Source organism: Magnetococcales bacterium, assembly GCA_015231175.1.
In the GTDB taxonomy this organism is placed as follows: Bacteria; Pseudomonadota; Magnetococcia; order Magnetococcales; family DC0425bin3; genus HA3dbin3.
This window is the reverse complement of sequence record JADGBZ010000053.1, coordinates 1-24,615: the sequence shown is the minus strand read 5'-3', so window position 1 is coordinate 24,615 and position 24,615 is coordinate 1. Positions and strand designations below refer to the sequence as shown.

The following is a 24,615-nucleotide window of genomic DNA, read 5'->3' as shown; positions in this document are numbered from 1 at the left end:
GCAGGCTGGCATGGGTGAAGACAACAACGCGATTCTCGTAAAATTTTTGAAGGATTTTGAGTCCAGATTTGCGGCAATGCAGGAAGAGGTGGATAAACAAAGGGAACGACTGGATACCTTGGGTGTGGCCGAGAGCCAGGAGGAAGCCCAGAAAAGGAACGAGTTGCTGACCAAAATGCAGGATGCTGTCCGGGTCACGCGCGAGGAACAGGAAAAAATGCGTCAGCAATTGGCGAGAATCGAGAAACGTCTCGAATCTGTTAAGAGCGAGAGCAACTTTGGTACGGTGGTCTCTGTCGTGATCTTCTCCTCCCTGTTCATTCTGGCCATGATTATGCGATGATGAAATTATTGACTTTTAAATTGGATGGCGAGACCTACGGGGTCGATATCGATACGGTGCAGGAGGTGATTGGATTCATTCCCCTTACTGCGGTACCCCGTACCGACATGCACGTCAAAGGGATCATCCGGCTTCGTGGTGTGGTCGTTCCGGTCGTTGATCTGCGACAAAGGTTGGGGCGTGATCCCATCGAACCCACCAGGGACAGCGCCATCATCATCATGGACCTCTCCTGGCGAAAAGGGAGCCGCTTCTTTGGCGCCGTGGTTGATGGGGTCGAAGAGGTGGTGGATATGCCTGCGGAGACCCTGCTGCCTCCCCCCCGTACCGGCCAGAGTGAATCGGGTTTCATCCATGCCATGGGTCGGCATGGTGAAAAATTTGTCATGATTCTCGACACGCGATCCGTATTCACTTTTGGCTCCGGGGAAGAGTCCCAGGCAGCGGAGTCGTCTTCTGCACGCCCACCTGCTCCCTTCCTCGCCGAAGCGGAGAGGGAAGAGAAGACTCCACCCCCTGTAAAAAGACCCGTGAGGTCGGAGTCCACCCCGAAAAAGCCTGACTCTGGGCTTGTTGCCGATGGAAGTGCAGAAATGGACAATATCCCCTTGGTGCCTGCCGGGGGCGAGAACGACACCGGTAATGGTGCGGGTGGTGTGCTCAGAGAGGATCGCCCAGAAGATCAAGAAGAGGTCCAGGTTTCATCGGGTTGGGACACCCCCCTGGCAGGTTGGGACGCCCCTCCGGCGGGAGGAGATGCCCCCGTAAATCATGCGGTTTCCCGGGTGCCCGATGTTGAGGATGAGGTCCAGGTTTCATCAGGTTGGGACACCCCCCTGGCAGGGGGAGATGCCCCTGTGGAGCAGACTCCCCAGGTGCCCCAAGTTGAGGATGGATCAGGGTGGAATGTTCCTGTGGAGCAAGTGACTCCCCAGATGCTCAATGTTGAAAATGGGGCGGAAAGTGCGGGAGGTTCTGCCTGTTTCGTCGCAGAAAACGTTTCGGAAAATGTGGCTGGTGGCTCCTGCCTTGATTTGACCATTGATCCATCCAAGGTTCTCTTTCTCTCCGGATCTCGGACCTTCAGCTTGCCAAGGAAAAGTCCCCCGGTGGAGATGTCAGTCTCCGGTGCTTCTTCCCTGGAAATGACTGAAGGAGAAGAACAACTCCGGGATTTTTCTGTGGACCATGAGTCGGATTTTGCATCTGAAATCCCTCAGGACCCTGCCGAAGCGGAAGAGCTTGTCGTCATCAGTCGGGATCTGGGCTTTTCTTCTTCCGGAGGTGATCTTCTGTTCCGCAACGGGGCCAAATTGATGCATGCCCATGATGGTCTGATCGATTTTGGCTTTGATGAAGATCCACCCCCCGATTCGCCGCCAGATCCGATATCTGCGTCCAAAGAGGTTGGCCCGGTGTAACGATTCGCCTCACCCATATCCAAGCCTTTTTTTGAAAGGATTCCGAATGGTTACGGCCTGGCTGACTCCTCGACTCAAGTGACGATCCCGCCTTTCCGGGCGATCATCCTTGGTCCGGACAACCGGATGTCAGGAAGGCGCTCTGCGGTCCAATTTTGAAGGGGAGGTGCGGTTGTTAGACACCGCCGTGACAAGTGTGCTGCACGATGGGTTGCAGACCCAGCCATGGAAAGTGATCGTTATCGATGACGATCCCTCGGTGCATGGGTTGGTTCATGACCGGCTTGCGGGTTGCGTTTTTGACGGAGCTCCATTGCATCTGTTGAGTGGCGCTACCAAGGCGGAAGCCCGGGAGCTGTTGGCCAATCATCCAGACGTTGCCGTTCTCTTGCTGGGTCTCCAGGCCGATGCGGGGCAGGTCGCGGTGGATTTGATCCGTTCCATACGCGAGGAGATGCATCATCCCCTGGTGCGGATCATCCTGCGCCGCGAACAATCCTCTCCAGTCCTGCCGGCAACGGCCATTTTGCCATATGACATCAACGACGTTGTCACCAAGGCCATTCTGGAGGAGGAAAGATTTTTCCTGTCGCTCATCACGGGTCTGCGCGGCTATCGCAACTTGAGGCAAATCCAGATCCTTGCCGCATCCAATGAGATGCTGGAACAACGGGTCAAAGACCGGGCCGAGGCCCTGAAGGCGGCAAATTTTGTTTTGAATCAAAAAAATCAAGAGCTTGAAGAAGGAGCCAAGGAGCGGCGTGCCCTGGAGGAAAAAAAGGCCCGCATCCATGAATCGGCCCTGGTGATTGGACAACTTTTGCGTATGGCATTGGAGCCGTTGACGCTTCTCGAACAGTTGCAGCAGGCCCTTGAATTGATCTTGTCCATTCCCTGGCTCTCTCTCAGGGCGCAGGGGGGTATCTTTTTGGTCGATCGAAAAAACGGTGAATATTTTCTCGTCGTGCAGAAGGATTTGCCCGATGGGCCGTTGCGGCGGTGCGCCCGTATTGAATTGGGAGAGTGTTTGTGCGGGTTGGCGGCCAAAACGCGGAAGATCATCTTCGCGGACAACATGGACCATCGCCATGGAAACTGCTACGAAGGCATGCAGGAGCATGGGCACTATTGCGTGCCTGTTCTGCATCAGGGCAAAGCGCTGGGAGTGCTGAATCTTTACCTGAAAGCCGGGCACCGCCAGGATGCCGATGAAGAGACCTTCCTGACACACGTTGCCAGTACCCTGGCCAATATCATCGATCGGGCCAGGACCGGGGCCGAACGGGATCGACTGGTGGCCATCCTGGAGTCGACCAGTGATCTCGTCTGCATGGTCGGTCCGGATCTGGGGTTGGTCTATTTGAACCGGGCCGGCAGACAGATGCTGCACTGGCCGCACCCCGGTGGGGGTATTTCGGGAAAAAATCTGGCGGATCTGCATGCAGGGTGGGCCTGGGAATCGGTACGGGCGCAAGGGTTGCCAGCGGCCAGGAGTCAGGGAGTCTGGACGGGTGAGACAGCCTTGATGACTGCCTCGGGAGATGAAATCCCGGTCTCCCAGGTGATTGTGGCCCATCGTGGCGCACACGGCGACGTTGAGTTTATTTCCGGCGTGATGCGTGACATCTCCCTGCGCAAGAGTGCAGAAAAAGAGATTCGCCTCATGAATCTGGAGTTGGAGAGGCGTATCCGGGAGCGAACCTCCGCTCTGGAGTTGGCCAACAAAGAACTGGAATCCTTCGCCTATACGGTTTCCCACGATCTGCGAGGGCCTTTGCGTTCCATCGGCGGGTTCAGCGATGTCTTGCTGGAGGATTATGGGGACCGGCTGGATGCGGATGGCAAGGAATACTTGATGAATCTGCGTCAAAGCTGCAAGGAAATGAATACCCTGATCGATGGGTTGCTGCGTTTGTCGCGATCCACTCAAGGTGAGGTGATGCGTCAGGCCGTCGATCTCTCTGCCCTGGCGGAGGAGGTCTTGACCCAACTGAGCCGTACCACCCCGCAACGGCCAGTCACCTGGCGGGTCATGCCCGGCATGCGGGTGTTCGGGGATCTGCGGCTGATCAAGACCGCCCTGGAAAATATGCTGAACAACGCCTGGAAATATACGGGCAAGAGTCCTCGCGCCCTGATCGAGATCGCCTGCCGCCACGAGGGACGCGAGATCGTCTACTCGATTCGTGACAATGGCGTGGGTTTTGACATGGCCCATGGCGCCAAATTGTTTCAGCCGTTTCAAAGACTGCATAAATCCCGTGATTTTGAAGGTATTGGCATCGGTTTGGCCACCGTGCAGCGGATCATCAACCGCCACGGGGGGCGTATCTGGGCCGAGGCCGTCATCGGCCAGGGATCGACATTCCATTTTACGTTGCCGGGAGGAGAAAAATAGCCATGGCCAAACGGGTGGGAGCCCATGTCAGCATCGCCGGTGGGGTGTGGAACGCACCTTTGCATGCACAGGCCATTGGGGCGAGTGCCTTTGCCATGTTTACCAAGAACCAGCGCCAATGGCAGACCAAACCTTTGAGTGCAGAGGATGTGCGTTTATTCAAGGAAAATCTGGCAGGCTGTGGCTTTCGCCCGACGGATGTTCTGCCCCATGACGGATATCTGATCAATCTGGGGCATCCGGAACCGCAAGCCAGGGCAAAATCTCTCGCAGCTTTTATCGATGAAATGCGTCGTTGCAGCCAGCTTGGGCTGCCTTACCTGAATTTTCACCCGGGAAGTCACCTCAAGGAGTTGGCTCCAGAGGCCTGTCTGGATCTGATTGCCGATGGTATCAACCAGGCCCTGGAGGAGACCGAGGGGGTTGTCGCCGTGATCGAGAATACCGCCGGCCAGGGAAGCAATCTGGGGCATGATTTCGGTCAAATTGCCCACATCATCGAGCGCATCAAGGATCAGGCCCGGGTGGGTGTTTGTTTGGATACCTGTCACGCCTTCGCGGCGGGCTATGATCTACGCACCCCCGAGACCTATGCGGCCACCATGGATGCTTTCGGGAAGACCATCGGCTTCTCCTTCCTGCGGGGCATGCATCTGAACGATGCCAAGAAAGGGCTGAACAGCCGGGTGGATCGCCATGAAAATCTGGGGCGGGGTCTCCTGGGTACGGAGCCCTTCCGCTACATCATGCAGGATTCCCGTATGGAAGAGATGCCCTTGATCCTGGAGACGATCGACGAAACCCTTTGGCCGAAAGAGATCAAACTCTTGCAGGCGTGGCAATAACTCCGCCGCGATGTTCGTCACCCCCTGTCTTTGTCTTCTCCAAAACATTGGAATCCGTCGTGATTCGGGATGTGTCGCATGGGCACATTCGCCTGTCTATGCAACTCTTCGTTGAAAAAAGATTCATCCAACACCCTATCGTGACCCTCCTTGAAGAAATAGCGCACCATTCTGGCCAGATGGCGCCCAAGATCCCGGTAGGCGCCATATCTGAAAGATGAGGAGTTGGCTGTCATGGCCTCAGTGGAGTGCTGGGGAAATTGGAGGCAAAGACCCTTGCCAGGTTTTTCCTCGACATGGGTCAGGACATACCCAAGAGCTTCACAGGGCAACTCCTGTTGATTTTGCCAATCCGGGCCGAAATTTTTTGTCCTGTCGAGACCCTCGCCATGGGAAAAAGATCGGCATCGTAGTTGGTGACCTGCCTGGGCGAGACAGGCTGAAAGGTCACGGTCGCCTTGCTCGTCCGGGCTAATTCGTTCGGTGCAGGATTGGAGAGGGCGGAACACATCCTGCCATTTCTCCAACTGCCCGTTCAACAGCATGCCCCGGGAGAGGGCTGGTTTGAGCAGAATCACCCGGGCATGGTATGCCCCCGGATGATTTTGTGGCGGTGAACACATGGCCCCCCTGTCGGTTGCACGTTGATCGTATAAGCTTTCGCGTCCATCGTTTTCAGTGATGCAACCCACCAGGACAGGATAGTACCAGTTGTGGATATCGTACCCTGTTCTCTCCTCACCCGGCACTTGAGGTGTGGAGCGGACGAAATTTTTTTCCGCTTCAGTTGTGGGCGCCCGACCGGAGTGACCACACAAATCCGGTAGCCCGGCCAGTCCTGGAAAACGAAGCGAGAGACCCTTTTCTTCCAGAACTTGGCGCAGACGACACACATCTCCCATCCTGCCATGACCATCAAAGCTGTGATCCGACAGGATGATGGTTTTGACGCCACGGCGAATAAGGGCATAGGCTCCCAGGGCTTCAGTATTGCCACCGTCGGCCATACGCAGATACACGGGGTTTGATCCGGCTGTGAAGTGGTGACCATAGTAGAGTGGCCAGGGCAGCAGGTTATGCCACTCCCGTGTGCTGTCAGAAATATTCCGACTCTGGTTTGGTATGGGAATGCCCCAGTCCAGAGTCAATGCTTTTTGAAATAAATTTACAATATTTCTTGCAGGAAATTCTAAAACCTTTTCCTGCGAATCAAAAAAAGCAGCCGAAGCAGCGACCCCCTTCAACACGCTGAAATCTTCATCCCGTACACTGTACTCTTTTTTTCCATAAATGCCTGAATAGTAGCCAAAGGGTGTCATTTCCATCACATTCAGTTCCGGATGTTTGGGATTTGTGACATCCAAACCCGAGCGTCCTTCCCCCACAGTCGCATTGATCACCCACAGCGGGGCCTTGTAGGGTTGCTCTTTCTTGTAGAGTGCCCGCAGTTGCGTGAAATCGAGATTCTCTACCGACCTGATTTCCTGGATGGGACGAACATGGGGACAAACGGTCTCATTCTGGTGGCTTGTCGCTGTATTAGCAGAACAAATTCTGGGTGTGACCCCGTAGGTGTGGGCGATACCTTTGGCATAGGCCTTGGCCGACGGCGACAACGCCATTTGCCAGTCGAACAGAACGTTGGCCAACAGATTGGGAATGATCGCCGCAGCGGTTTTTAAAAAAATGGACTTTGCAATATACCCGGAAAACCGATCCTGTCCGCTATGTTTCATGTCAAAGGGGATATCGGAATCGTAGGCCAGAATATCCTGAAACCCACGCAAATGATTTTGATATCGATAAGGATCCTGATCCGCTCTGGAAATGTTGTCCAGAAAAATGTCATCGTCCGGGCAAACCTTGATCTCGCCTTCCGGTTGTTCTTCGATCTTATTCGAGGCATTGATACGTAATGTTCGATATGCGCAAGGAAGACAATCCCTGAAATATTTGGTCATGAGAGTGTCTTCTTTCATGCCCTCTTGATCTGCCTCCAAAAGACGCGAATAGTACCACAACCCGGCATAGCCTCCTCCAGAGACTGTGGAGAGGATGTCAGCATGTTGCAGAATGCGTGTCTCATCCAGACCTTGCAAGACGCCCATGGCAAAGGAACCGGCCTTGGATCCACCACCCGCCAAACCGACTCCCAGTTTTGGCAATTGACCGTCGCGCAGCTCGGCTCCAAACTTTTCCCGAAGATTTTTTTCGGAAAAATAGTTCTCCGACATGAGGGAGAGACCTTTGTTGTAGATCTCCTCCTCAAAATTTTTTCCCGCACACCCCGGGAGGATGAGAATCCAGAGTACAACCCAAGATTTGACGCGGATCCGGTCGGCGATTGTCGGCATGTTCTCATTCCTGGCACAATTGTGTTGCTCGATGCGCATGGCTTGTCTGAACAGAACAGACAGGGCCCGGGGGAGAGTTCCTCCCCGGGCATTTCCATGCGGACATCTCAGCCGTTGAAGTAGTTCTTGATCGCTTGCATGCGTGTCGCCAGTTCGGTCCCGGCAAACATTTTTAGCACTTCGGCATTGTTTTTGTTTACTTTACTCCAATCTGGCAAGGCTTTGGACCCGTTGCTTCCTGTTTCGGCCATGGAGCTGGCGGTTTGCGTGGGTTTGTCAGCGTCGGATGGGAATTCTGGAGCAGGGAGGGGGTTGAGACAGGCATGCAGATCCATCAGCATGCGCAGACCAGCCCGCAGACCTAACTCCCGATAGGCCTCAAACTGGGGCTCGTCAAAGAATTGATCCATCGTGGATTGTTCCGGGAACTCCTTGTGCATGCGTTGGTAGGTCAGAACGCACTCGGGCAATCCGTCAAAGAGGCAGGTGTTGATATAAATCAGGAGACCCACCTTGTTTTTCGATTCTTTCGTCTCTTCGTAGTGAATTGTTCCCACGAGGTAGGGTTGGGCGCAGATTTTTGTCTTTTCATCCTTGGGAAACATGGGTTTTGTATCAATGGAAATCTCCGCGCCAAAATCGACACGAACTTTTTGCACAAGATTGCCCAGGGTGTCGAAGGTGTTGTCTGGATCAGCTCCGGAGTCGCCGACGATGACCAGGTCGCATCGGCGCCTGATCAGTTCGTAGGCGCCCAGATTTTCAAATTGGCCACCATCGGAGAGATGGATATGGAGCTGTTCCTCGTTCAAACCCGCTTGCAACATCTCACGCCCCATATAAACAAGCCACCATGGCCATGAGTGACCGGAAAACCTGGCGAGGATCTGTGACTCTTTTTTGGGATTGACACACCAATACCCCAACCTGACATTCAGCAGGGCCATGAGAAATGCCAACGGTCCAAACCGGGTGACGCCATTGTTGGGATCGACAGCGGCTCCGGAGATGGTCATGGCGGTTGCCAAAGAAAATTTGCAGTCGGCAAATTTATTTGTTTCCTTGTATTTCGTTGCGCCGGAGCCACAATACAAGGGCGAAAAAATAAAGTTTTCTCCTCCGCGTCCTGCCCATTTTGGATTGGTCGAATTAGTGGTATTCAGCGTTGTGTTGAGGATATGATAGGGCTTTTGTACAGACACCCATTTGTCCTGTTTTTCCTTGTCGAACACGGCCAACTGGGAAAGGGAAAAAATGTCGGAGTGACAGGACGCGGAGCCAATCTCCTCGGGAGGCATGAAGGCCTCCCGAAGGCGGTCCCGATAAAATCGATGCATGGAGACGCGATTGATATTGGCCATCAGACTTAGCCCGACTGCAACAGCCAAAGGCAGATGAATATAATTCTGGATCTCGTTTTTATTATGCCATGCATGGGCGTAGTGGTACATACAGACAAAAATAATGTAACAAGTCACAGTCAATCCGATGGCGATGGCTGCCGACTGTAATGTTTGACCTCCCTGCTTTTCTTCACGGGTAAGCCATCCAACCGCAGAAACGACCATACCCATGAAGGCTGAGAGGCTGGAAGTCTTGACCCAGTTGCTCATCACCTGATCAGCCAGCGGCAAGCTGCCAAAAATCAGGGTGGCCAATGTAAGCCACAGGAACCAGCCGAATGCAACCTGGGCAAATCTTCGTGTTCCTTCCGGCCAATTGTATTGGGAAACAAAACCGTATAAGATAAAGAAAATCATCAACATTCCAAGCATGCCTATCCCGAAACCCAGGGTAAGATGGGCATAAACAGCTTTCGGTATGATGCCTGCGTCCGATTCGAGTTGAAGATTCAAGCTTTGTACAAGGGGTTTAAATAAATCAAGAGTGGGATCCAACGGAAGCGCAAGCAAGCTGACAAGAAAAAACATGATCGGCAAGACCACCGCCAGGTTGACGACCATGCCGCGCATGAGAGCTGCGATAAAGGCCCAAATGTTCATGCCAGCGGTCGGGGCCAAAAAATGGCCATGGCCCCGGATCCAGTCGAGGCGTTTTTCCTTGGTCTTTATTCTGGCGTCAGGTTCCTTCTCCACAATCAATTGACTCGGCAAGGGAAAGGGAAAACCTTCGCCCTTGTCAAGGGCTTTCTTCATCCAGGTGTACGCCGAGCCGATATATCCGCCACCGGAAACAGTGGAGAGATAGGTGATTTTATCCATGACCTTGCCGGCGGCCAACGCCTGGAGCACGCCCAGATTGAAAGCCGCCGAACGGATCCCGCCACCGGATAGAGCAAGACCGATAACGGAGCCTCCATCGAGATTCAACAGTGTTCTCTCCTTATTGATAACATCTCCAGCTTCGACGGCTCCTGCATCTTCACTTCTGTGATTCATGGTTCCCCCCCCCCACAAAACGGCAGTGACAAACCCCCGGTCCATTGGGCTTTTCCAGACGACAGGTTATCTGCATTGTAATTAAAAAATCAAAACATGCAGTTTTTACTTATATCATCTTTTCTTGCACAGAAAACCACACAGGAAGTGGCGTTGCAGGCGAACCGCTTCACCCTAATACCACTGGTGGCTTTCGTCCAGAAAAATATGTTGACACAGTCAAAACACCCTTGACGATCCAGGTTTGCGTAGGCCTGCCTCCCAGGCTTTTTTGCCAACGGTGCAAAAAAGGTTTATCCAAGCCTTTTTTGAAAGGGTTCTGAATAGTTATGGCAAGTAAACCATGATGATGCCATAATCTGCGGTTCCAACACCCATCAGGGGGTCTTCGCCATGCAAAGTCGCGCTCGCTCTGGAAGCATCTCCGGTGAAATATGGGGGGGTATGTCGGCCACGCTGGTGGCCTTGCCTTCCGCCATTGCCTACGGAGTGGCTGCCTACGCCGACCTGGGGCGCGATTACATTGCTTATGGCGCCATGTCCGGGCTGTTGGGAACCGTTGTATTGGGCCTCGTGGCCTCGACCCTTGGAGGGGCTCCACGCCTCATCACGGCCCCATGTGCCCCCGCCGCTGCCGTCCTGGCCGCCTTGACATCCCGGCTCCTGGCCGGAGAAATAGCCGTCCCTGGCCCTTTTCCACCGGAACGGGTTCTCCTTTTGCTCACCATGGTTGGCCTCCTTGCCGCCGTTTTCCAATTTTTCTACGGCGCCTTGGGCGGCGGTCGCGTCATCAAATATATTCCCTTCCCTGTGGTCTCAGGTTATCTGAGTGGTGTTGGTATCATCATTTTCTTGAGCCAAATTCCCAAACTGATGGGTTTCCCCAAGGGTATCGACCCCTGGAAAGGGTTTCTGGATCCCACGTTGTGGAATAAAACTGGCATTTTGGTGGGTGTGGTTACCATTCTGGGTATGACCCTGGGCCCTCGATTGACCAAAGCGATTCCGGCTCCCATCCTCGGACTGTTTGCCGGCCTGCTCACCTATTTCGCTCTCTCCCTGCACAATCCCTCCTTACGCCACATGGCCGGTAACGTCTTGCTGATCGGTCCCATCACCTTCGATGTCAACACCGTTACCACCGGCATCAGCGACCGATGGTCCGCCATGGGCCAGTTCCGTTTCGCCGATATCGCTGCCCTGTTGGTTCCGGCTCTGACGCTTTCCGTTCTCCTCTCCATCGACACACTCAAGACCTGCGTCATCGTGGATGCCGTAACCCGCTCCCGCCACCAATCGAATCGTGAACTGGTGGCCCAGGGCATCGGCAATCTGGCAACGAATATCCTGGGTGGCATGCCCGGAGCGGGAACAATGGGCGCTACCCTCGTCAACATCAGCAGCGGTGGCAGTACCCGCATCTCCGGCATTCTGGAAGGGGGGTTCTCCCTGGCCGTCCTTCTCCTCTTCAGTACCCTCATTGGCTGGGTTCCCGTATCTGCCCTGGCCGGCATTCTGATGGTCGTGGCCTTCAGAATGTTCGACTGGCACAGTTTTTACCTTCTGCGCCAGCGTTCCACCCTGCTTGATTTTTTTGTCATCGCCGCCGTGATCGTGGTCGCTGTGCGCTTCAACCTCATTGCCGCATCCGGAACCGGCGTTGCCCTGGCCGTCATCCTTTTCCTGCGTGAGCAGGTCAAGAGTTCAGTCGTGCGCCGACGTCTCACCGGCCTGCAAATCTCCTCCAAACGCAGCCGCATCCCGGAAGAAAAAGAGATTTTGAACAGCCAGGGGCAATCCATCGTCATTTACGAGTTGCAGGGAAGTCTCTTCTTCGGTACCACCGACCAGCTCTATACCCGACTGGAACCGGATATCCCACACTGCAACTTTCTTGTTCTGGACATGCGCAATGTCCGTTCCGCAGACCTGACTGCTGTCCATATGTTGGAGCATATCCAGGGGATGCTTCTTGAACGGGGCGCTTCCCTGGTGTTCAGCGATTTGCCAAGCAGCACCCTTACCGGGCGCGATCTGGGAACCTATTTTACCCAGACCGGCCTGGTTGAACCTGCCGGTAACTTGAAGCTGTTCCCGACCCTGAATCAAGCCCTGGAGTGGGTCGAAGACAGAGTCATAGAGGGGAAGATTCCACCCACCCCAGAGGCGGGGAAACACCCCCTCTCCCTGGAAGAGATCGACTTGTTCCGTGGCATCAAGGAGGAGGGTGATCTCTTGGTTCTCATGAAACGAAGTGTCGAGGAACGCTCCTACTCCGCCGGGGATACCATCTTTCGCCGTGGCGACAAGGGCGATGAAATCTGCTTCATTCGGCGGGGTACCGTGCGGATTCTTCTCGCCTTGGAGCACCACAAGGAGATCACGTTGGCCTTTTTTGGTCGGGGCAACTTTTTTGGGGACATGGCCTTTCTGGATCGGGGCAAACGCTCCACCGATGCCATTGCGGACACCGCCACCGATATTTTTTTCATCTCTCGCCAGCGTTTCGATGAGCTGATCCAGACGCACCCATCCCTCGGACAAAAAGTGTTCGCACGACTGGCACGGGCGCTTGCCATCCGCCTGCGCTACACCAACGCAGAACTCCTTGCCCTGCGGGAGGAGTGAAATCCGGGGTTGTCGTGAAGGCGGATCAGCCGCATGGCCGGCAGTTCATTCGTCCCCGTCGCGGTTGAAGGCGTCGTCGTAACGAATGATGTCATCCTCCTCCAGGTAACTTCCCGATTGGACCTCGATGACTTCCAGGGGAATTTTGCCTGGGTTTTCCAGCCGGTGTTTCATGCCGACAGGGATATAGGTCGATTGATCCTCGGCCAGAAGGTAAGCCACTTCGTCCTTGTAGACCCGGGCCGTTCCCTTGACGATCACCCAGTGCTCTGCACGATGGTGGTGCATCTGCATGGAGAGAGATTTGCCCGGGTTTACCGTGATGCGCTTGACCTGGAATCTCTCCGCAGCGTTGATTGTCTCGTAACATCCCCAGGGACGAAACACCTTTTTGTGGGTACGGGGTTCGGCGCGACCGGTCTTGTTCAGATGGGTGACCATCTCCTTGATATCCTGGGCGCGGCTCATGGGTGCAACCAATACGGCGTCGCTGGTCTCCACCACCACATGATCCTTCAAGCCAACAGCCGCCAGCAGGCGATCCTCACTGCGTAAATAACAATTTGTACTCTCTAAAATGGCGACATCGCCACTGACGACATTCCCCTCCCCATCCGCTTCTCCCACCTCCCACAGAGAGGTCCAGGAGCCAAGATCACTCCACCCTACCTCCATGGGGACGACCACGGCGCGGTTGGTCTTCTCCATGACGGCATAGTCGATGGATATCTGGGGAGAACTCAGGAAGGATTCCGGTTCCAGACGAAGAAAATCCAAATCCACGGTAGCCCCGTCAACGGCTGCCCGGCAGGCCGCCAAAACCTCCGGGGCGTGGCGCTCCATCTCAGCCAGAAAACGATCACACCGGAACATGAAAATGCCGCTGTTCCAATAGTAGCTGCCCGAGGCCAGATACTCCTTGGCCGTGTCCAGGTCAGGTTTTTCCACAAACCGGCTGACCGGATGAACGCCAGGCAGGGAAACCGCCTCGCTGGCCTGAATGTAACCAAATCCCGTCTCCGCATGGAGAGGACGGATGCCAAAAGTCACCAGGTGGCCACTCTCCGCTGCCGGCAGGCCTCTGGCGACCGCAGCACGAAAACCCGCCTCGTCCAGGATGATATGATCCGCCGGCAACACCAACAGAACACCCTCGGCGTCGGTCCGCAAGGCTTGCAGGGCTGCACAGGCCGTGGCTGGCGCCGTGTTGCGCCCTGCTGGCTCCAGCAGAATGGCCCCGGGCGTCACACCCACGGAGCGCACCTGTTCGGCAATCAAAAAACGGTGTTCCTGATTGCAGACCAGAATGGGGTGACCCACATGGGCCATGCCAGCCAGACGAAGAACCGCCGATTGAAACAGTGACCTTTCCCGGGAGGCCAGTTTCAGAAACTGCTTGGGAAAGGTGCGCCGCGACATGGGCCACAACCGCGTCCCGGCGCCTCCAGAAAGAATGGTCGGAATAATCATGCTGTTTCCTCGTGTTGTGTCCAGGCAGGGGAGGTGCCCCTTGCACCTCCGGGTGCGCAAGCACGACTCGACCTGCATGGCCGAGAGGGATGCCATCCTGCGAAATCGCAAATTTAATGCCAGATGGCTCAGTGCAACGCATCGGGGTCAAGGGGGCTGGCTCCCTGGCAGGGCCTGAGGCGGAGTCCCACGATGTATCACTCCCGACCGATCAGAGAGAGATCCCTGACCGCGCCCCGCGCCGCCGAAGTCGCCAGAGCGGCATAAGTCCGCAACGCCTGGGAGACCTCCCGTTGCCGATCCAGGGGACGAAATGCATCCTTGCCTTTGGCCAACATCGCCTCCCGCCGTTGCTGCAACACCGCCTCGCTCACCCGCAACTGAATGGTTCGCCCGGGAATGTCGATCTCGATGATGTCGCCATCCTCGACCAGGGCGATCTCGCCACCCTCCGCAGCCTCCGGGGAGACATGGCCGATGGAGAGTCCGGAGGTGCCGCCGGAAAAACGTCCATCGGTGATGAGGGCACAGGCCTTGCCCAGATTTTTGGCTTTGATGTAGCTGGTCGGATACAACATCTCCTGCATCCCCGGCCCACCCTTGGGGCCTTCATAGCGGATCAGCACCACATCCCCCGGTTGGATCCGGTCGCCCAGAATAGCCTCACAGGCGGCATCCTGACTGGAAAAAATGCGCGCCGGCCCCGAAAAACGCCATATGGAAGGATCCACACCCGCTGTTTTGACGATGCAACCATCCCGGGCGATGTTGCCGAAGAGGATGGCCAGACCGCCATCCTGGGTGTAGGCATGGGCGATGTCGCGGATGCACCCGCCCTGCCGGTCGATGTCCGGCGTTTCCCAGCGCCGCCCCTGACTGAAGGGTTCCAGGGTGGCGACGCCTCCCGGCGCTGCGGCATAACGGGTTCTGGCCCCTGGATGGGTGAGAATCTCCTCTTTCGTGATCGCCTCCCCCAGGGTCAGGCCGCGAACGGTCAGGGTTTCGGTGTGGATCAACCCACCCTGAGCCAATTCAGCCAGAATGGCATGGACACCGCCCGCCCGGTGGACATCCTCGACATGGTAACGCTCGGTGGCGGGCGCCACCTTGCACAGGCAGGGCACCTTGCGGGAGAGCCGGTCGATGTCGGCCATGGTAAAGGGGACGCCAGCCTCCTGTGCGGCGGCAAGCAGGTGCAACACTGTGTTGGTGGATCCCCCCATGGCGATATCCAGACACATGGCGTTTTCAAACGCTGCCATGGTGGCGATGGAGCGGGGCAGCAGGCGTGGGTTATCCGCCTCATAATATTGTTTGGTCACCTCCACGATGAGTCGTCCGGCCTCCAAAAACAGCTCACGGCGATCGACGTGGGTGGCGAGGGTGGTGCCGTTGCCCGGCAGGGCCAGGCCCAGGGCCTCCACGAGACAGTTCATGGAATTGGCAGTGAACATGCCCGAGCAGGATCCACAGGTGGGACACGACGAACGCTCCATGGTGTTCAGATCGGCGTCCGAGACTGCCGGATTGCCGGCGGCGATCATGGGGTCGATCAGGTCGAGCTTGCGGGTGCGCTTGCCGTCCCCTTCCGCCTCGCCAAGGATCATCCGGCCCGCCTCCATGGGACCGCCAGAAACGAAGATGGCCGGAATGTTCAACCGCAGAGCGGCCATGAGCATGCCGGGGGTAATCTTGTCGCAGTTGGAGATGCAGACCAAGGCATCTGCCGTGTGGGCGTTGGCCATGTATTCGACGCTGTCGGCGATGAGATCCCGCGACGGGAGGGAGTAGAGCATCCCCGCATGCCCCATGGCGATGCCGTCATCAATGGCAATGGTGTTGAACTCCTTGGCGATGCCCCCGTTCTTTTCAATCTCCACCGCCACCATCCGCCCGACATCGCGCAGATGCACATGCCCCGGCACAAACTGGGTGAAAGAGTTGGCCACGGCAATGATCGGCTTGCCAAAGTCCTTCTCGGTCACCCCTGTGGCACGCCACAATGCCCGGGCGCCAGCCATGTTGCGGCCATGAGTCGATCGACGGGAACGATACTGAGGCATGAGGAGAGTCCTTTTTAACTTGCAAGTTATGAAAAAATATGGACAATTACCGCACAGAAATGCCTGGCTCGGAATTTCCGGGATCCGGCCTCGTCACGGGCTGCCGCGCAGAATGGGATGATCATGCTGGAATACATACAAATTCACCCGCTCAATCCACAGCGCCGCCTCCTGCAACAGGCGGTGCGGATCCTGGAGGCCGATGGGATCATGGTCTACCCTACGGATACCACGTATGGCCTGGGTTGTGGAATCTTCAATCGGCGTGGTGTGGAGCAGATTGCCCATCTCAAAAAATTGCCCACCAACCACCAATTCTCCATTTTGTGTGCCGACCTGTCGGATATTTCCCGGTATGCCCGGGTGGACAACAAAACCTACCGGTTGCTCAAACGGCATCTCCCCGGTCCGTACACCTTCATTCTGGAAGCCTCCCGGGAGACACCTAAGACCATCCTGCCCAAACGCAAGACCATCGGCCTGCGCATTCCCAATCATCCAATTTGTCTCGGTCTGTTGCAAGAGTTCGGGCAACCTCTGCTCTCGACCTCCATGCGGTTGCCGGACCACGACAAAATTTTTTCCGACCCTGAAGAGATCCGGCCCTATATCGAGCATCTCGTGGATTTGTTTGTGGATGGTGGCCCCAGCGCAGATGTTCCCTCCACCGTGGTGGATCTCTCCGATGGCGTCCCCAGGGTGTTGCGGGTAGGGGCGGGGGATCCGACGCCGTTTCAATAGGGAGGGAGCAAAAAATGTTGTACCCAGGCTTTTCTTGCAAGGGTACTGGATAGCTACAAAATGTTTTCCAATCCTGTTTTTTTTGGGATATCCTCGGGGAGTCCCTGGTGATGGTAGAGGCGCGTGAATACTTCTTGGATGATCACGGACAGAGTACCAGAAGGGAGGTGAGATGCCATGGCCGTTGTGATACCGTTCGATACCTTGGCTTTTGTCAAAGATTTGGAGACCTCCGGGGTTCCCCTCGTCCAGGCCGAGGCGCACGCTCGGGCGCTGACATCCGTGTTGCGCAAAGTGGAGGAGGCCAGGGCGGACGAACTGGCTACCAAGCGTGATTTAAAAGAGTTGGAAATTCGTCTTGAGGCCCGCTTCGATACCAGGTTGGCCGAGACCAAAGCCGAAATCGTCCGCTGGCTGTTCACCGTCTCGGCTGGTCAGGCCATGTTGATCATTGCCATCCTGAAGTTGTTTCCCGGCCAATAAAACGGCCCGGGGGGCGATGCTGCCTGGCTCGGGCCGTGTGCTGCCTTGTGCGGTTACCGGATTTTGGGGTCAGAGCGGCTCGCAACTCTCCTGGGGGCCGATGAGTTCCGTCAGTCCGTCGATGTAGGCTCGATAGGCCGGGGAACTCCGGCTGCCGCCCCACTCCAGATCATACCCGGGACACTCCCGGGCCTCCTTGCCCCACACATAGGGGCTGACATGGATGAACCCGCCCATCTGCTCCCAATCGATCAATGACGCCCCGAAATAGGGAGGGTGTTTAAACAGCTTCAGGCGCACGTCGCAGCGGGGGTGGTCCGTTTTCCACAGGGAGAGCCAGGTTTTCCAACGGGAGATATATCTTGGCAGATCTTCCAGGCGAATCTGGGCCTCCTTGCCCTGAAAACAGGTTGTCTGGTCGGCGTGTGGCATCAAGACCCATAATTTTTGCAGGTTGTCGGAAAAGGGAACAACCCCATTTTCCAATTGCTCGATCAGGCGGTAACCGGTCAGTTGTATGAACGCGATTGCATGGGCCTGACGCAGCCGATCAGGGAAGCTTTTCCCCCCCGCATCCTTGGCATCCATGGGCTTGCCCTGTGGGGTCTGGGAGACCACCATTTGATAGGCGGAAACGGGTATCGAAGTGTCTTGGTGGTGGCGGAATGGCGTGCCGTTCACCAACAGGCGGGCCGGGCGCACGGAAATGAAAACGCCATGTTTGACGTTGATGCTCACCTTCGTGCCGCTCTCCAGGGTCAGTTGCGCCGGAGTTCCGCCAACCTGGTAGGGGAGTGGCGCCTCGACCGAATAGGCGATGTCTTCTCCCAGAAATTGGTTGATATACCCTTGATTGAGAAGGATTTGCCCTTTGTCAGCGGCGTTCATGGCCCGGGAGGCCATGTTGACCGTATCACCGAAGGCGTTGGGTCGATCATTGAAATCGCGCATCAGGTTGACCGGACCGAAGTGCATCCCAATGCGCAGCAGGCAACTATCGTTTTCCTTGGTTGGATTCTCCGCCCAATGGAGCAAAGCGGCAAGAAAGGTCAGGTGCTGACGACGAATCTCCTCTTCCTTGCTATCCAGGTAGAGCGGAAAGCAGGCCATCAGGCCATCGCCGGTGGGCAGGATGATGATGCGGTTGTTTTTGCGCAGATCCTTTAACACCGGATCGACGGCTCTTGTTTTCATCTGGCTTACCATGCGGCTTTGTTTGCCCACGGCCAGCTTGGAAAATCCTACGATGTCTACAAAGACCACCAAGCCCGATCCGGACCACTCCTGAAAGGCGTCAGGGGAAAACTTAAGCATGCTGAACAGGCCTCCACCGGTTTGAGAGAGCGATGCTTGAACGACCGACCAAAGTTTGCCAGAAAGAGCAGGGTTGATACAACCAGATTTTTTCTTGTCACAACTTTGTCGAAACCATTCACCACCCGGCGACGCATCGGGATCCAGGGGAGTGGCTCCCCGGCGGATCCAGGACAGAGTTTTGGTGGGGTTCGGGCCGGACCATTTTGCCGGCATCGTGGTTTAGCCTTGTCATGATCGGGTCGATGCAGTATCAAGAACGTTTTGGCTCGTTCGTGCGTCGGTCAACCCCCAAGCTTGGATCTGCAAAATCATGATGGCACATGTTTCCGATATGGATTTGAACGGGAAATCGATTCTCGTCACGGGGGGCAGCGGCTCCTTTGGCAAACATTTTGCCAAAATGGCGCTGGAAAAATATCAACCTCGCCGGTTGATCATCTTTTCCCGCGATGAGATGAAACAATTCGACATGCAAAACACCGTCCCCTTCATGGGACGGGAGAATATGCGCTTCTTCATCGGTGACGTGCGGGATCGGGATCGCCTGGAACGCGCCTTCCAGGGGGTGGATATCGTCATCCACGCCGCCGCCCTGAAACAGGTGCCCACCGCTGAATACAACCCCTTCGAGTGCATCCATACCAACGTCCTGGGGGCGGAGAATGTGGTGCAGGCGGCACTGCGCACCGGCGTCAAACGGGTTCTTGCCCTTTCGACCGACAAGGCCGCCAATCCCATCAACCTCTACGGGGCCAGCAAACTGGCCGCCGACAAAATATTTGTCGCCGCCAACCATCTGAGCGGTTCCATCGGTACCCGCTTCTCCGTGGTCCGCTACGGCAACGTCATGGGATCGCGGGGGAGCGTCATCCCCTTCTTCCAGAGGTTGCTGCGGGAAGGAACCGATGCCCTCCCTATCACCGATCCGCGCATGACCCGCTTCTGGATCACCCTGACCATGGGGGTCGAGTTTGTCTTCTCCTGTGTCTCCATGATGCAGGGCGGGGAGATTTTTATTCCCAAAATACCCAGCATGAAAGTGGTCGATCTGGCCGATGCCATTGCCCCGGGTATGCCCCATCGCATCGTCGGCATTCGCCCGGGCGAAAAACTCCATGAGGTGATGATCGCCGAAGATGATGCCCGCACGACCATCGAATTTCCCGACCGCTATGTCATTCAACCCCCGTTCCGCTGGTGGTCCGGGGATGCCTACCAAAACCACGGCGCCAAACCGGTCGCCGAAGGGTTCCGCTATGCCAGCGATACCAACCCGGAGTGGCTGAATGCCAGCCAGTTGAATGCCATCATCCGGGCCACGGAGAACGAATGAACCGGTTTCTCCCCTATGGGCGGCAAATGATCGACGACCAGGATATTGCCGCCGTTGCCGAGGTGCTGCGCAGCGATTGGCTGACCACCGGCCCCCTGGTCGAAGCCTTTGAGACGCAACTGGCCGCCCGGGTCGGGGTGCGCTTCGCGGTGGCCTGCGCCAACGGTACAGCCGCTTTGCACCTGGCCGCCATGACCTTGGAACTGGGACCGGAAGATCGGGTCGTGGTTCCCACCATGACCTTTTTGGCCACGGCCAACGCCGTCCGCTTCGTCGGCGCCGAGGTGGTCTTTGCCGATGTGGATCCGGAAACCGGCCTGATGGGGCCGGAGCACCTCGTGGCCGCCCTGGAACGGGCCGGGAAAAGCCACAAGGTGCGGGCGGTTTTCCCTGTCCACCTGAATGGCCAATGCGTTGATATGACATCCTTGCATGCCCTGGCCGAGACAAAGGGAATTCTGGTCGTGGAAGATGCCTGCCACGCCCTGGGATCGACCTACCCGGATGCAGATGGCCAACTGGTGGGGGCCGGCAGTTGCCGCCACGGGGAGTTGGGGGTTTTCTCGTTTCACCCGGTCAAAACCATCGCCATGGGGGAGGGGGGGGCCGTCACCTGTCATCAGGAGGTCTACCGGGATCGCCTGCGGCGCCTGCGCAGCCACGGCATGCACCAGAATGCCCACGCATTCGCCAACCCGGCTTTGGCCCTGGCCGCCGACAACACCCCCAACCCGTGGTATTATGAAATGCCGGAGTTCGGCTACAACTATCGGGTCAGTGACATCAACTGCGCCCTGGGCGTGAGCCAACTGCGCAAACTGGACCATTTCGTCGCTCGCCGTCGCCTTCTGGCCGACCGTTATGACCGCCTGTTGGCGCCCCTGGCCCCCCGGGTCCGTCCTGTCCGCCATCAACCGGGTCAGAGACCGGTCTGGCACCTCTATGCCGTGCGCATCGACTTTGACCAGTTGCCCATGGACCGGGCCGCGCTGATGCGCTCCCTGCGGGCCTCCGGTATCGGCACGCAGGTTCACTATCTGCCCGTGCACATGCAGCCCTATTATCGAAAACGCTATGGTGATCTGGACCTTTCCGGAGCCAGGCGTTATTATCAGCAGGTACTCTCTCTGCCGTTGTTCCCCGCCATGGAAGAGAACGATGTCGATCGGGTGGTGGAGGCGTTGACGCAATTGCTGGTCTGATGGAGGGCGCTGGTGCGGCTCATGTTTCGCTTGGATGCGGATCATCACCTGGGGTATGGACACCTGCAACGCTGCCTCTCCCTGGCTGAGGCGTGGAGGCAACGTGGGGGAGATGCGGCCTTCACCCTGGCGTGCGCCGATCCGCCTGCCTGCGCCATGATCGATGCGCAAGGTTGGCCGTGGACCCTGCTGACACCGCTGGCGCCCTATGGTTCCGAGGCGGCCCTCTGGCAACAGGATCAGATGGACCAGGTCGATGCCGTGCTGCTGGACATCGCCCACCAGCGGACGTTCCAGCAACTGGACCAGATTCCCGCCTATGTCGCCGCCCTGCGGAAACGTTTCGCAAAGGTCATCCTCCTCGATGGGTTGCGGGAACATGCCCTTGCTGCGCAACGCCGCCTGGAACTGGATCTGGTCATCATGCCCTATCCCGATGCCGACCCGCTCTACCCAGGCTCACCCGGTCGTCGCCTTGCCGGCCCGGAGTACAGCATCTTTCCGGCTGCCTTGATGCATCATGTGGTGCGCCCCAGACCCGTCCGTACCACAGGCAATCGCATCCTGGTGACCTGCGGTGGCAGCGATCCGACCCGGCTGACCCTGAAATACCTGGAAGCGTTGGACACCATCCTGGATCGACAACTGGACATTCGTGTGGCCGTGGCGGCAGGTTTCAGCCCGGATCTGGTGCAGGATATCGCCACCCGGGCGGCGGCATCGCCGCATCCGGTGGAGATGCTGACAGCCCCGAAGGGTCTGGGTGACCATATGCTCTGGTGCGACCTGACCCTCGCGGCCACCGGTTTGACCAAATATGAACTGGCCCTGACCGGAACACCCTCCATCCAGTGTTCCATCAACCAGAGTCACCACATGGTCAACGCCTCCTTTGCCGCCCAGGAAACCGCCTGGAATCTTGGCGTGCAGGAGACCTTGTCCCCAACACGACTGGCCGCAGCGGTCGGGGCGTTGTTGCATGACTCCGAGCAACGTCAGGCCATGTCCCGCAAAGGTCAGTCCCTGGTCGATGGCCGGGGAACGGACCGCATACTCGATGAAATGGAGACCCTGATCCGTGCTCGCTCGTGAATTTTCCATCGGAGGTCGCCAGGTTGGACCTGGTCACCCCCCCTATCTGATCGCCGAAATCGGCTCCAACTTCGATCAATCCATCGCCAAGGCCAAATGCCTGATCGATCACATGGCCAAGGCCGGGGTGGATGCCGTCAAGTTTCAACTTTTCCGCGCCGACGCCATGCAGCCGAAGGGAAGCGAACTGCACCGCATCTTCCGCTCCCTGGAGTTGAATCCGGAATGGATCCAGGAACTCTCCCAACATGCCGCCGGACAGGGGTTGGCTTTTCTAGCCTCCGCCTTCGATGGGCAATCCCTGACGACCCTGGAACAGGCCGGGGCCCAGGCCCATAAACTGGCCTCGTCGGAAATGGTCAATTTTCCCCTCATCGACGCCATGGCCCGCACCGGAAAGCCTCTCTTCCTGGCAACCGGCATGTGTGACCTTGTCGATGTGGCCGAGGCGGTTCATCTGTGTCGGGTTCGGGGCAACGACAAGGTGGCCATCTTGCAATGCGCCGCCCTCTATCCCCTGCCTCCCGAAGAGGCCAATCTTCGCACCATGGATCTCTTCCACGCCACGTTCGGCGGTCCGGTGGGGTTCTCGGATCACTCCCTGGGCATTGTCCTGGCCATCGCGGCGGCAGCCCGGGGGGCCTGCGTCATCGAAAAACATGTGACCCTGGATCGCAACGCCACCGGACCGGATCATTTTTATGCCCTGGAGCCGCACGAAATGACAGAGTTGGCCCGATCCTTGAAAATGGTCCATGCGGCGCTGGGGTCATCGGACAAGGCCATGCTCCCCGAGGAGCAACGCACCGGGCGACGGCTGGGGCTCTATGCCACCCGGGATATCCCCCAGGGTGGTACCATCATGGCCGAAGACTTGACGGAGCGCCGTCCCGCCGCCGGTATGCGGGCCCGCTACCATGCTCAGGTGATCGGCAGTCGGGCAACACGCGACATCTCCCGGGATGAACCCATCGCGTGGGATGCCATCTCTTTCCAGGAACCAATACAGGTCGATTGATCATGGAAGCTTTTCTGGAGCAACTCGCAGAAATTCTCGATACGGATGTCGAATTGACCGCCGAAACGGTGTTGGCAACCATCGAGGAGTGGGATTCACTGGCCTGGCTGCACTTCATGACCCTGGCCGACGAAACTTATGGCAAGCAGATCAAGGGAAAAGATCTGGCCAAGTGTACAACCATTCAGGAACTCTACAGACTGGTCACATGAATACACCGACATTTCACCTGCAAATCCGCGGTGTCTCCCTGGCCGTACCGGCCCAAGGGGTCGCCATGGCCGACCTGGGCAAGGAGTTCGGCGACAACGAGGTGCAACGCATCATCAAGGCGACAGGGATCACCCGCGTTCGGGTTGCGCCAGATGGTGTATGTGCCTCGGACCTCTGCCAGCATGCGGCAGAAAAACTCCTGGAAGCCTTGGATTTTGACCGGCAACAGATCGGCGCCCTGATCTTTGCCTCCCACTCCCCGGATCACCCCATGCCGGCGACGAGTTGCATTCTGCAACACCGCCTCGGCCTGCGCAACGACCTGGCCGCTTTCGACATCCCCTACGGCTGTTCAGGATTTGTCTACTCCCTGATCCAGGCCGGCATGTTGATCCATGCGGGGTTGGCGGAGCATGTCCTCATTTTGGCCGGCGATACCATGGTGCGAAAGGTCAATCCCCTGGATCGCGCCTTGCGTATGGTGCTGGGTGATGGAGGTGGCGCAGCTCTCGTCTCCAGAGGAGATAACCCCGCCGTGGTGCGCTTTGGTACCGATGGCTCCGGCGCCCCCAGCCTCACCATCCCCGCCGGTGGTTTCCGCCAACCCCACTCCCCGGCAACGGCCCAGGTGGTGATCAATCCCGAAGATGGCAGTGGTCGCAGCCTGGATAATCTCTACATGGACGGCACGGCCATCCTGCGCTTCGCCCTGGATCGGGTGCCACCCCTGGCGGAAGGGCTGCTGGCCGCAGCCGGTTGGGATAAAGACGAGCTGGATTATGCCTTCCTCCACCAGGCCAACGGCTTCATCATCGACTACCTGCGCAAAAAATTAAAATTGCCCAAGGAGAAGGTTCCCATCCACCTGGGAGATTATGGCAACCTCTCGCCGGCCAGCATTCCCTTGGTGCTGTGCAAGGAGTTGCACGACAAGACCGCCATGCCGAAAAAAGTTTTGCTCGCCGGGTTCGGCGTTGGCTTCTCCTGGGCTGGCATGGCGACCAGCCTGGAAGGGTGCCGTATGCTACCCATCATTGAAATGGCGTGAGCTGTTGCAGCCACGCATCGGGGTCCAGGGGGCTGGCTCCCCGGCTTAGTCCAGGGCAGCGCCCTTGTGGGATTCGGGGCGAAGCCCTGACAAAGTCTTTCATGTCAGACCCTTTCTGCAAAGGCGCCGAGTAGTCACAACCCAGGAGCGGATGATTGACGATGATCCTGAAGTCCCCAGATGACATTCGCGGCGTTGTGGTGAACGCCGTGGCCCACATCCTGAGCATGAAAGGCCGGCCCGCCAT

At 57.1% G+C, this 24,615-nt stretch carries 18 protein-coding genes; 13 read left to right on the top strand and 5 right to left on the bottom strand.

The window, feature by feature from the left end; translation table 11 throughout:
• The 4 genes from HQL63_11295 to nfo all read left to right on the top strand — a co-directional run.
• On the top strand, window positions 1-343 hold a 343-nt coding region (locus tag HQL63_11295), incomplete at its 5' end, for a hypothetical protein (GenBank protein MBF0177414.1).
• The gene (locus tag HQL63_11290) at window positions 340-1,764 is read left to right on the top strand and encodes a chemotaxis protein CheW (protein MBF0177413.1); all 1,425 of its coding nucleotides are present in this window, start codon (window positions 340-342) and stop codon (window positions 1,762-1,764) included. The genes HQL63_11295 and HQL63_11290, both read left to right, overlap by 4 nt.
• 172 nt (window positions 1,765-1,936) lie before the next feature.
• On the top strand, window positions 1,937-4,162 hold the full coding sequence (locus HQL63_11285) for a GAF domain-containing protein (protein ID MBF0177412.1): 2,226 nt from the start codon (window positions 1,937-1,939) through the stop codon (window positions 4,160-4,162).
• Between the two features lie 2 nt (window positions 4,163-4,164).
• A complete protein-coding gene (gene nfo, locus HQL63_11280) occupies window positions 4,165-5,007 on the top strand; it encodes a deoxyribonuclease IV (protein MBF0177411.1) in 843 nt (280 codons plus the stop codon).
• A gap of 17 nt (window positions 5,008-5,024) precedes the next feature.
• Here nfo and HQL63_11275 read toward each other — a convergent pair whose 3' ends face one another.
• Together HQL63_11275 and HQL63_11270 are read right to left on the bottom strand one after the other, a co-directional pair.
• Entirely contained in the window at window positions 5,025-7,361 is a 2,337-nt protein-coding gene (locus tag HQL63_11275) for a patatin-like phospholipase family protein (protein MBF0177410.1), read from the bottom strand.
• A gap of 107 nt (window positions 7,362-7,468) precedes the next feature.
• On the bottom strand, window positions 7,469-9,760 hold the full coding sequence (locus HQL63_11270) for a patatin-like phospholipase family protein (GenBank protein ID MBF0177409.1): 2,292 nt from the start codon (window positions 9,758-9,760) through the stop codon (window positions 7,469-7,471).
• A gap of 393 nt (window positions 9,761-10,153) precedes the next feature.
• On the opposite strand from HQL63_11270, the gene HQL63_11265 reads away from it, so the two are divergent.
• Window positions 10,154-12,388 (top strand): SLC26A/SulP transporter family protein, encoded by a 2,235-nt coding sequence (locus HQL63_11265; protein MBF0177408.1) that lies wholly within the window; start codon window positions 10,154-10,156, stop codon window positions 12,386-12,388.
• 45 nt (window positions 12,389-12,433) lie between these two features.
• Here the strand turns inward: HQL63_11265 and HQL63_11260 are convergent, their stop codons facing one another.
• Both HQL63_11260 and ilvD read right to left on the bottom strand, forming a co-directional pair.
• Complete coding sequence (locus tag HQL63_11260) at window positions 12,434-13,858, bottom strand: mannose-1-phosphate guanylyltransferase/mannose-6-phosphate isomerase (protein MBF0177407.1); 1,425 nt, start codon at window positions 13,856-13,858, stop codon at window positions 12,434-12,436.
• 197 nt (window positions 13,859-14,055) lie between these two features.
• The gene (gene ilvD, locus HQL63_11255; protein ID MBF0177406.1) at window positions 14,056-15,921 is read right to left on the bottom strand and encodes a dihydroxy-acid dehydratase; all 1,866 of its coding nucleotides are present in this window, start codon (window positions 15,919-15,921) and stop codon (window positions 14,056-14,058) included.
• 123 nt (window positions 15,922-16,044) lie between these two features.
• Here ilvD and HQL63_11250 point away from each other — a divergent pair, with 123 nt between their 5' ends.
• Window positions 16,045-16,662, top strand: coding sequence for a threonylcarbamoyl-AMP synthase (locus HQL63_11250; GenBank protein ID MBF0177405.1), 618 nt, complete (start codon window positions 16,045-16,047; stop codon window positions 16,660-16,662).
• Window positions 16,663-16,839: 177 nt separating this feature from the next.
• On the top strand, window positions 16,840-17,145 hold the full coding sequence (locus tag HQL63_11245; protein ID MBF0177404.1) for a DUF1640 domain-containing protein: 306 nt from the start codon (window positions 16,840-16,842) through the stop codon (window positions 17,143-17,145).
• Between the two features lie 69 nt (window positions 17,146-17,214).
• On the opposite strand, the gene HQL63_11240 is transcribed toward HQL63_11245, so the two are convergent.
• Window positions 17,215-18,459: an adenylate/guanylate cyclase domain-containing protein gene (locus tag HQL63_11240; GenBank protein ID MBF0177403.1), complete on the bottom strand. Its 1,245-nt coding sequence runs from the start codon at window positions 18,457-18,459 to the stop codon at window positions 17,215-17,217.
• Between the two features lie 313 nt (window positions 18,460-18,772).
• Here HQL63_11240 and pseB point away from each other — a divergent pair, with 313 nt between their 5' ends.
• The 6 genes from pseB to HQL63_11210 are packed head-to-tail and all read left to right on the top strand — an operon-like array spanning window position 18,773 to window position 24,368.
• Entirely contained in the window at window positions 18,773-19,795 is a 1,023-nt protein-coding gene (gene pseB, locus HQL63_11235) for a UDP-N-acetylglucosamine 4,6-dehydratase (inverting) (protein MBF0177402.1), read from the top strand.
• On the top strand, window positions 19,792-20,997 hold the full coding sequence (gene pseC / locus HQL63_11230; GenBank protein MBF0177401.1) for a UDP-4-amino-4,6-dideoxy-N-acetyl-beta-L-altrosamine transaminase: 1,206 nt from the start codon (window positions 19,792-19,794) through the stop codon (window positions 20,995-20,997). Before pseB ends, pseC begins: the two co-directional genes overlap by 4 nt.
• Before the next feature lie 21 nt (window positions 20,998-21,018).
• Entirely contained in the window at window positions 21,019-22,089 is a 1,071-nt protein-coding gene (locus tag HQL63_11225; GenBank protein ID MBF0177400.1) for a hypothetical protein, read from the top strand.
• Complete coding sequence (locus HQL63_11220; protein MBF0177399.1) at window positions 22,076-23,107, top strand: N-acetylneuraminate synthase family protein; 1,032 nt, start codon at window positions 22,076-22,078, stop codon at window positions 23,105-23,107. Before HQL63_11225 ends, HQL63_11220 begins: the two co-directional genes overlap by 14 nt.
• Before the next feature lie 2 nt (window positions 23,108-23,109).
• Window positions 23,110-23,319, top strand: a complete 210-nt coding sequence (locus HQL63_11215; GenBank protein MBF0177398.1) for an acyl carrier protein — start codon at window positions 23,110-23,112, stop codon at window positions 23,317-23,319.
• Window positions 23,316-24,368, top strand: coding sequence for a ketoacyl-ACP synthase III (locus tag HQL63_11210; protein ID MBF0177397.1), 1,053 nt, complete (start codon window positions 23,316-23,318; stop codon window positions 24,366-24,368). Before HQL63_11215 ends, HQL63_11210 begins: the two co-directional genes overlap by 4 nt.
• Window positions 24,369-24,615 lie beyond the last annotated feature (247 nt).

Excerpts from the sequence above, each read along its gene's own strand:
- HQL63_11290 (MBF0177413.1), top strand. The coding sequence starts at position 340 with ATGATGAAATTATTGACTTTTAAATTGGATGGCGAGACCTACGGGGTC.
- nfo (MBF0177411.1), top strand. The coding sequence starts at position 4,165 with ATGGCCAAACGGGTGGGAGCCCATGTCAGCATCGCCGGTGGGGTGTGG.
- HQL63_11275 (MBF0177410.1), bottom strand. The coding sequence starts at position 7,361 with ATGCCGACAATCGCCGACCGGATCCGCGTCAAATCTTGGGTTGTACTC.
- HQL63_11270 (MBF0177409.1), bottom strand. The coding sequence starts at position 9,760 with ATGAATCACAGAAGTGAAGATGCAGGAGCCGTCGAAGCTGGAGATGTT.
- HQL63_11265 (MBF0177408.1), top strand. The coding sequence starts at position 10,154 with ATGCAAAGTCGCGCTCGCTCTGGAAGCATCTCCGGTGAAATATGGGGG.
- HQL63_11260 (MBF0177407.1), bottom strand. The coding sequence starts at position 13,858 with ATGATTATTCCGACCATTCTTTCTGGAGGCGCCGGGACGCGGTTGTGG.
- ilvD (MBF0177406.1), bottom strand. The coding sequence starts at position 15,921 with ATGCCTCAGTATCGTTCCCGTCGATCGACTCATGGCCGCAACATGGCT.
- HQL63_11250 (MBF0177405.1), top strand. The coding sequence starts at position 16,045 with ATGCTGGAATACATACAAATTCACCCGCTCAATCCACAGCGCCGCCTC.
- HQL63_11245 (MBF0177404.1), top strand. The coding sequence starts at position 16,840 with ATGGCCGTTGTGATACCGTTCGATACCTTGGCTTTTGTCAAAGATTTG.
- HQL63_11240 (MBF0177403.1), bottom strand. The coding sequence starts at position 18,459 with ATGCTTAAGTTTTCCCCTGACGCCTTTCAGGAGTGGTCCGGATCGGGC.
- pseB (MBF0177402.1), top strand. The coding sequence starts at position 18,773 with ATGATGGCACATGTTTCCGATATGGATTTGAACGGGAAATCGATTCTC.
- pseC (MBF0177401.1), top strand. The coding sequence starts at position 19,792 with ATGAACCGGTTTCTCCCCTATGGGCGGCAAATGATCGACGACCAGGAT.
- HQL63_11225 (MBF0177400.1), top strand. The coding sequence starts at position 21,019 with ATGTTTCGCTTGGATGCGGATCATCACCTGGGGTATGGACACCTGCAA.
- HQL63_11215 (MBF0177398.1), top strand. The coding sequence starts at position 23,110 with ATGGAAGCTTTTCTGGAGCAACTCGCAGAAATTCTCGATACGGATGTC.
- HQL63_11210 (MBF0177397.1), top strand. The coding sequence starts at position 23,316 with ATGAATACACCGACATTTCACCTGCAAATCCGCGGTGTCTCCCTGGCC.